Annotated in this window: 8 protein-coding genes; 5 read left to right on the forward strand and 3 right to left on the reverse strand. The window is 32.0% G+C overall.

The features are described from left to right. Both QZ260_RS03330 and leuB read left to right on the forward strand, forming a co-directional pair. A partial coding sequence (locus tag QZ260_RS03330) for an alpha-isopropylmalate synthase regulatory domain-containing protein (protein WP_295982711.1) occupies positions 1-258 on the forward strand: 258 nt, incomplete at its 5' end. A gap of 153 nt (positions 259-411) precedes the next feature. Continuing rightward, positions 412-1,467: a 3-isopropylmalate dehydrogenase gene (leuB, locus tag QZ260_RS03335; protein WP_295982714.1), complete on the forward strand. Its 1,056-nt coding sequence runs from the start codon at positions 412-414 to the stop codon at positions 1,465-1,467. A 63-nt stretch (positions 1,468-1,530) separates the two neighbouring features. Here the strand turns inward: leuB and QZ260_RS03340 are convergent, their stop codons facing one another. From QZ260_RS03340 to QZ260_RS03350, 3 genes are all read right to left on the reverse strand, one after another. Next, positions 1,531-2,784, reverse strand: a complete 1,254-nt coding sequence (locus QZ260_RS03340) for a mechanosensitive ion channel domain-containing protein (RefSeq protein WP_295982717.1) — start codon at positions 2,782-2,784, stop codon at positions 1,531-1,533. A 1-nt stretch (position 2,785) separates the two neighbouring features. Beyond that, positions 2,786-3,076: a DUF3817 domain-containing protein gene (locus QZ260_RS03345; RefSeq protein WP_295982720.1), complete on the reverse strand. Its 291-nt coding sequence runs from the start codon at positions 3,074-3,076 to the stop codon at positions 2,786-2,788. A 64-nt stretch (positions 3,077-3,140) separates the two neighbouring features. Continuing rightward, the gene (locus tag QZ260_RS03350; protein WP_295982723.1) at positions 3,141-3,758 is read right to left on the reverse strand and encodes a VTT domain-containing protein; all 618 of its coding nucleotides are present in this window, start codon (positions 3,756-3,758) and stop codon (positions 3,141-3,143) included. A 169-nt stretch (positions 3,759-3,927) separates the two neighbouring features. Here QZ260_RS03350 and QZ260_RS03355 point away from each other — a divergent pair, with 169 nt between their 5' ends. The 3 genes from QZ260_RS03355 to QZ260_RS03365 all read left to right on the forward strand — a co-directional run bounded on the left by QZ260_RS03355 (position 3,928) and on the right by QZ260_RS03365 (position 7,147). Beyond that, entirely contained in the window at positions 3,928-6,048 is a 2,121-nt protein-coding gene (locus QZ260_RS03355; protein WP_295982726.1) for an elongation factor G, read from the forward strand. Between the two features lie 20 nt (positions 6,049-6,068). Then, positions 6,069-6,449 carry a hypothetical protein gene (locus QZ260_RS03360; RefSeq protein ID WP_295982729.1) on the forward strand — a complete coding sequence of 127 codons (381 nt, stop codon included), beginning with the start codon at positions 6,069-6,071 and terminating at the stop codon, positions 6,447-6,449. 134 nt (positions 6,450-6,583) lie between these two features. Next, complete coding sequence (locus QZ260_RS03365; RefSeq protein WP_295982731.1) at positions 6,584-7,147, forward strand: hypothetical protein; 564 nt, start codon at positions 6,584-6,586, stop codon at positions 7,145-7,147. Positions 7,148-7,455 lie beyond the last annotated feature (308 nt).

The raw sequence follows: 7,455 nt of genomic DNA on the forward strand, positions 1-7,455 counted from the left end.
CATGCGCAAGGTGACGGACAGTTTGATGCTTTTATGAATGCAATTAAAAGTATTTTCAAAAGGAAAGAAGTGCTATTGCCTAGTTTGATAGATTATGCCGTGAGAATACCTCCAGGAAGTAACTCTGATGCTTTATGTGAAACGATTATTACGTGGAAAAGTATAGATAAAGAATTTAAAACGAGAGGTTTGGATAGTGACCAAACGGTTTCTGCTATTAAAGCGACAGAGAAGATGTTGAACATTATTGTGAGTTAGGTTGTAAGATTTAAGTTAACGGTTCTTGCTCGCGTTAGGGATTGAATGGTTTGTTTGAGCTCGCCGACTTTAGGAGGAAGCGAGTAATAAAAGCCCGACCCAATGGGGTAACGCCCAAATAAAAATAATAAATAAAAGATTAAAACAAATACAATGAAATTAAATATTGCGCTTTTAGCCGGAGACGGTATAGGACCAGAAGTTATAGATCAAGCCGTAAAGGTAAGTGATGCTATTGCTAAGAAATTTGGTCACGATATTAATTGGAGACCAGCGTTGACTGGTGCTGCAGCTATTGATGCTGTAGGCGAGCCTTATCCGGATTCAACACACGAGATTTGTAAAAGTTCTGACGCTGTATTGTTTGGAGCTATTGGGCATCCACGTTTTGATAATGACCCGTCTGCAAAAGTTCGTCCGGAACAAGGGTTATTAAAAATGCGCAAGGCTTTAGGTTTGTTTGCTAACGTGCGACCTACATTTACATTTCCGTCGTTATTGGATAAATCACCATTAAAAAAAGAGCGTATTGAAGGTACGGATTTAGTATTTTTACGTGAGTTAACTGGCGGTATTTACTTTGGAGAAAAGGGCAGAAGAGATGGTGGAGAAACAGCTTTTGATAACTGTGTTTACACAAGAGCCGAAGTACAACGATTAGCAAAGAAAGGTTTTGAATTAGCTATGACACGTTCTAAAAAACTATGTTGTGTTGATAAAGCTAATGTATTAGAAACATCTCGTTTATGGAGAGAAACGGTTCAAGCTATGGAAAAGGATTATCCTGAGGTTGAAGTGAGTTACGAATTTGTAGATGCGGTTGCCATGCGTTTAGTGCAATGGCCAAATAGTTATGATGTGTTAATTACTGAAAATCTGTTTGGTGATATTTTAACGGATGAGGCATCTGTAATTTCAGGATCTATGGGATTAATGCCATCGGCATCTTTAGGGTCTGATATTGGTTTATTTGAACCTATTCATGGGTCTTACCCACAAGCAACAGGGTTAAATATTGCAAATCCAATGGCAACGGTATTATCTGCGGCTATGATGTTTGAAAATTTTGGTTTATTAGAAGAAGGAAAAGTTATTAGAGAAGCTGTAAACAGTGCTTTAGAAAAAGGTATTGTTACAGAAGATTTAGCCGACGGCGGAAAAGCTTACGGAACTAAAGAAGTTGGAGACTGGTTAGCTAGTAATATATAGAACTTACACATTACATACATATTAAAAAGCCTGTTAAGTTTTAACTTAACAGGCTTTTTCTTTTTAATGTGTTGTATTTCTAAAACTAGAGTTGCTAGGCAGTTCAAAAATCTCTAAATTGAAATAGGGAAGGGCAGCTATTAAATGATCGAAAATATCAGACATGATATATTCATAATTTTCCCAACGCTTATCGCTACTAAACGCATATATTTCTAAAGGGATACCTTGAGTAGTAGGTGCTAATTGACGCGCCATAATCATCATATCTTTATTAATTGCAGAATGATTATTTAGATAAATATCAATATATTTTCTGAATACTCCAAGGTTTGTGAGGTTTCTACCGTTTAAAAGAAGGCCTTTATTAATACTATTAGAACTATTGTATGATTGAATATCACCTTGTTTAGTTTCTAAATATGATGATATTAATTGTATCTCTTTAAGTTTATTAACCTCATCATCGGTTAAATATTTAACCCCCTCTTGTTTAATATTTAATGCTCTTTTAATACGTCTACCCCCAGAACTTGTCATTCCTCGCCAGTTTTTAAACGAATCTGAAATTAAAGCATAAGTAGGAATGGTAGTGATTGTTTTATCGAAATTCTGAACTTTTACGGTTGCTAAATTAATTTCAATAACATCACCATCTGCGCCATATTTTTCAAATGTAATCCAATCGCCAATTCGCACCATATCATTTATAGAGACTTGAATACTAGCAACAAAGCCCATAATAGTGTCTTTAAAGACTAAAATAATTACAGCAGAAATTGCCCCAAGACCGGTAGCAAATTTTAAGAATGGAATACCTGTAAGAATAGCAATAGCAGACATAAAACCAGCTAACCAAGCAAAAATCATAAACACTTGAATGTAGCTGTCTATTGGTTTATCTTTTAATCGCGGTAAAGTTTTTAAGAAATCTTTTAAGGTGTGTAAAATACTTCTAACAATCCAAAGGGTTAGAATAATAGCAAATACTTGAAGTCCTTTTTCAACAACATTTTCGAAAGCAGGAAAATCAGCAAATACATCACGAATAAACTCTAAAGCAATTAATAAAGGAATAATGTGTGCAATGTTTCTTGGAACATTATTAGAAATTAAAAGATCATCAAAATTAGTTTTAGAATTGGTAGCAAATTTCGTAAAAAAACCTCTTATTAATTTCATTATTACAAAATCGATAATAAATACGACGAGCAATAAACTAATTAATAAGGCCAACATATTTAAGTATTTGGCAGTAACTTCAGTAGTGCCAAGAGATACTAAATAATCGTAAAGTAAATGCTTATAAGTAGTCATTCTAGTTTGCAGGTTTTAAATATTTTCTATCAATATAAAATGTACCGAAGGGTAAGATTGATGCTAGAAGCACCATTATAAATTCTTTGTTAGTCCAAGAAAACTCCTTTTTAAAAAAAAAGGCTAATGCTACATAAGCCACAAATAAAACACCATGTGGCATTCCCAGGAGCTTAACGTACTGTGGGTCATTTAGTAAATACTTTATAGGTGTGGCAATAAATAGAAGTAAGATATATGATACACCTTCTAAAAGCGCAACAATTCGAAATATATTTAATGAAGAAAACATGCTGATTTATTTTTGAACAAAAGTAGTTCACAATCAAATAATAACAGTCCGTTTTAAGTTTTTTTTATAAGATATTGAAAATGATAAGTCCATAAAAGGCAAAGCGCGCTAAACGGAGTGAACCATAAACAATAACGTTCTTAAATGGAAACTCTATAATACCAGCAGCAATACAGGATATTGAAAAGGGTAGTGGCAACAAGGCTCCAACAATAATTAAAAAACCACCCCATTTTTTAGAGTTTTTAAGTTGTTTTTCCATTTTTACTTCTAAATAATTATGCACCGAAGGGATTTTAGTAATGGTTCTTCCCAACCAATACGATAATAATCCACCGCCATACGATAAAAGTGCCAATAGGCTTAAGTAAAACCAAGGACTATACATTTTACCAGCCCAGGCAATAAATATTTCTGGTGGTACAAGACCCAAAAGTATTTCTGAAACAAAAAAGAAGCTTAATACACCATAAGATGGCAGAATTTCTGTTAATCTAATTAATGCTGTATTAATATTAAAAAAATGATTAACGGTATAAACAACTACAACTAAGGCCATAATATATGGCAATACTTTTTTTACCGCTTCCCATACAAAGGTATAGAACCCTGTATAATTATAATACTGATGTAATAACTGCAAACGAGACTTTGCAGTTTTCTCTTTAGACTTTTGTTTCATATTCTTGTCAGATAAGGGGTACGCAAATATAGGATTAGAATTCCATTGAAAAAAGTAATTAACATATTTAACAATTCACCTAAATACTTGATTATTTAATGACATAAGTCATTTTTTTCGAATCTTAAATCATTTAATTTTATGATTATCAACATTTAATCCATGAAACATGAAAGTATTTGATGAAAAACATATTAAAAATATTGTTCTAGTAGGCGCTCATCATAGTGGAAAGACAACATTAGCTGAAACTATGTTGTTTGAGGCTGGTTTAATAAATCGAAGAGGCACTGTAGAAAATCATAATACGGTTTCAGACTACCGTGACATTGAGCATAAAAGAAATGCATCTATATTCGCCACTCCGTTACACACCGAGTGGCGTAATTTTAAGATAAATATTATAGACACTCCAGGTTTAGATGATTTTATTGGTGAAATTATTTCGTCTATAAGTGTAGCAGATACTATTGTAACGTTGGTTAATGGTAGGCAAGGCGTAGAGGTAGGAACTGAAATAATATGGAATTATATTGATACCTATAGAAAGGCCACTTTATTTGTGATAAATCAAATTGATCATCCCAATTTAAAGTTTGAAGAAAGTTTTAAGAGTATAAATGAATTAGTAGGCAATCATGCCATAAAAATTCAATTCCCAATAAAAGTTGATGGTGCTCAAGGTATTATTGATATTTTAAAAATGAAACTCTACAAGTTTAAACCTGAAGGCGGTAAGCCAGAAAAATTACGTATTCCAAAAGAATATCTAGAACTTGCCAATAAACTGCATAATGAGTTGGTAGAAAAAGCAGCCGAAAATGATGATGAATTATTAGAATTATTTTTTGAAAAAGGGACGCTTAATGAAAATGAAATGCGACAAGGTATTAAAGCAGGCATGTTAAATCATGAATTATTTCCTGTATTCTGTGTATCTGCATTAAATGATATGGGAACTGGCAGATTAATGGGCTTTATTGATAATGTGGCACCAGCGGCATCCGAGTTAAATGAAGAACAAACTTTAGAGGGCGAGACTTTAAATAGAGAGGTTGGTGCGCCAACATCGTTATTTGTTTTTAAAACTATTTATCAGCCTAATTTAGGTCAAATTACCTTTTTTAAAGTAAAATCCGGTGAAGTTAGAGTTAATGATAAATTGATAAATCCAAGAAATAATGAAACCGAAATTATAAACCAACTTTTTATAATGGATGGTAAGGAACGGCACTCCGTCACAAAATTAACGGTAGGTGATATTGGTGCCACTCTAAAATTAAAATTTACAGATACTAACGATACCTTAAGACACCTAAAAAGTAATACCACCATTAAACCCATTAATTTTCCGAAGCCAAGAATTAAAAAGAGTGTGGTTGCTACTGAAAAAAAAGATGAAGAAAAATTAATTGATGCACTTAAAAAAATTCATAGTCAAGATTTAACGGCGGTTTTAGAATTCTCAAAAGAATCAAAACAAGAATTGTTAGGGTGCCAAGGCGAATTACATTTAGCTACTATCGATTGGACTTTAAAACATATTTATGGTATTGAAGCTAAATTTGAAAAGCCAAAAATAACATATCGAGAAACTATACAACGCACATCCAAAGCTAGCTATAAGCATAAAAAACAATCTGGTGGGTCTGGGCAATTCGGAGAAGTGCACATGAAAATTGAACCATGGTTTAAAGGCATGCCAGAACCAGAAGGATTTAGTTTAAGAGGTAAGGAAGAAGTTGATTTACCATGGGGAGGGAATCTCGTATTTTATAATTGTATTGTTGGTGGCGTTATTGATCAGCGCTATTTACAATCCATCATGAAAGGCGTTTTAGAGGTTATGGAGGATGGCCCATTAACAGGATCATTTATTAGAGATATACGTGTGATGGTATATGATGGAAAAATGCACTCGGTAGATTCTAACGACATTTCTTTTAAAATAGCTGGAGCTTATGCCTTTAAAGAAGCATTCTTAAAAGCTAATCCGAAATTATTAGAACCCACTAACGAGTTAGTGGTAAAAGTACCTGAAGAAATGATTGGTAGTGTGATGACCGATTTACAATCTAGACGATCTATCATACAAGGTATTGAAAGTCAGAATAATTATCAGATATTAAAAACGATTACGCCTGCAGCAGAATTATATGGGTATTCAACAGATTTACGTTCGTTAACCCAAGGTAGAGCAACATTTAATACCACGTTTTCATCATATCAACCTGTCCCTGAAAATGTTCAAAAGGAGTTAGTAGAGCAATTAGAAATAGTAGAAGTATAATATATAAAACAACAAGTCATATGCAAATTAAAGTATCATATTTAAGCGATTTAAAATTCAATTTAGAAACTTGGAGAAGAGAATTACGTTTTCATTTAAATGAAATGGATACGTTTGAAGAAAAACTAGAAGAAATAGCTGGTAGAGAATTTGGAAAGAAGGCAACAGTGCCTTTAGAAAATTTCCAAAATAGAATTATGATTGAAAGAGCAGCCATATCAAAATTGATGCATCGCTGTAAAAATAAAATGAATAATATTCATACAGCGGATTTTAATGAAAGTATTGATGGCCGTTTAAGTCATGAACAGCATACATTAAAAGATGATATGAGAACTTATATTAAAATGCATTATGAATTAAAAGAAGAAATGATGGCCTATTTTTTAGAATGGCTCTAATACTTTTAAAAGAAAAAATTTAAGCCACATTAAGTATTTAATATGGTTTTTAATTAGTAAATTTTAATACTGATTTATGTCATAATATTAGGATTCAATTATCATTAAATTTATAAAATTTAATACCAAAAAAAATGAAAATTAGCAGATTAATTTTAGTAGTATTGGTTATTTTTTTTACGTTTAACCTAGGGAATACACAGGATAAAGACGAATTTGAAGAAATTATTTGGCATATTAAAGCGTTCATGCCTCAAGTTAAATTGTTAAAAATAAAGGCAATTGATAAGGAAGGTAATAGTTATGATGTTAAAGCCATTCAAGACTCAGAGCAAACTAATTTATTAAGCATAAAAGCGTTTATAAAAGGAAAAAGAGTTCCGGTAAAAATGTTGGTTAGTGATGATATTTACCATCCTGTAAAAGCGGTAGGTGATGATGGAACTATTTATGATATAAAAGCATTTACAGATGATGGGACAAAACTACCAGTTAAAGGCGTTAGTAAATCTGGTAACATCATACACATTAAGGCCATTTATCAAAATATAGTTTTTTATAATGTTATTGCCATTTCTCCTGATGGTAAAACAAATGCGGTGAAAGGCATTAAATTGAGCGACGAGGATATTGAATCTACTATAAATGGTATTGAAATTTATGCTCACGTAAAATCTTTAAGATTTACAAATAGGTGATAGTAAGGTTATAGATAAAGTTAGTAAGGTGTTTTGAAAGATACTTGGTTTTATCTTTTGTGAATTTCTATTTTACATAATATAAATTATAGTACATTTTACAACAATTAGCCAATAGCACAATTTCGTGCTATTTTACATAGTTGCAGATATAATGTCTTTAGACTTATATCGATAGCAATTATGTAACAGCTAATTGTGGCTTCGTTAGAATAATCTAGATGTGTAGCTATAATTCTCTATTATGTAAAATATCCCAGAAAGTTTTTAGATTTAGAATAATACTCAATACTTGGGTCATTAAACTT

The organism is uncultured Algibacter sp., from assembly GCF_905480415.1.
Lineage (GTDB): Bacteria > Bacteroidota > Bacteroidia > Flavobacteriales > Flavobacteriaceae > Algibacter_B.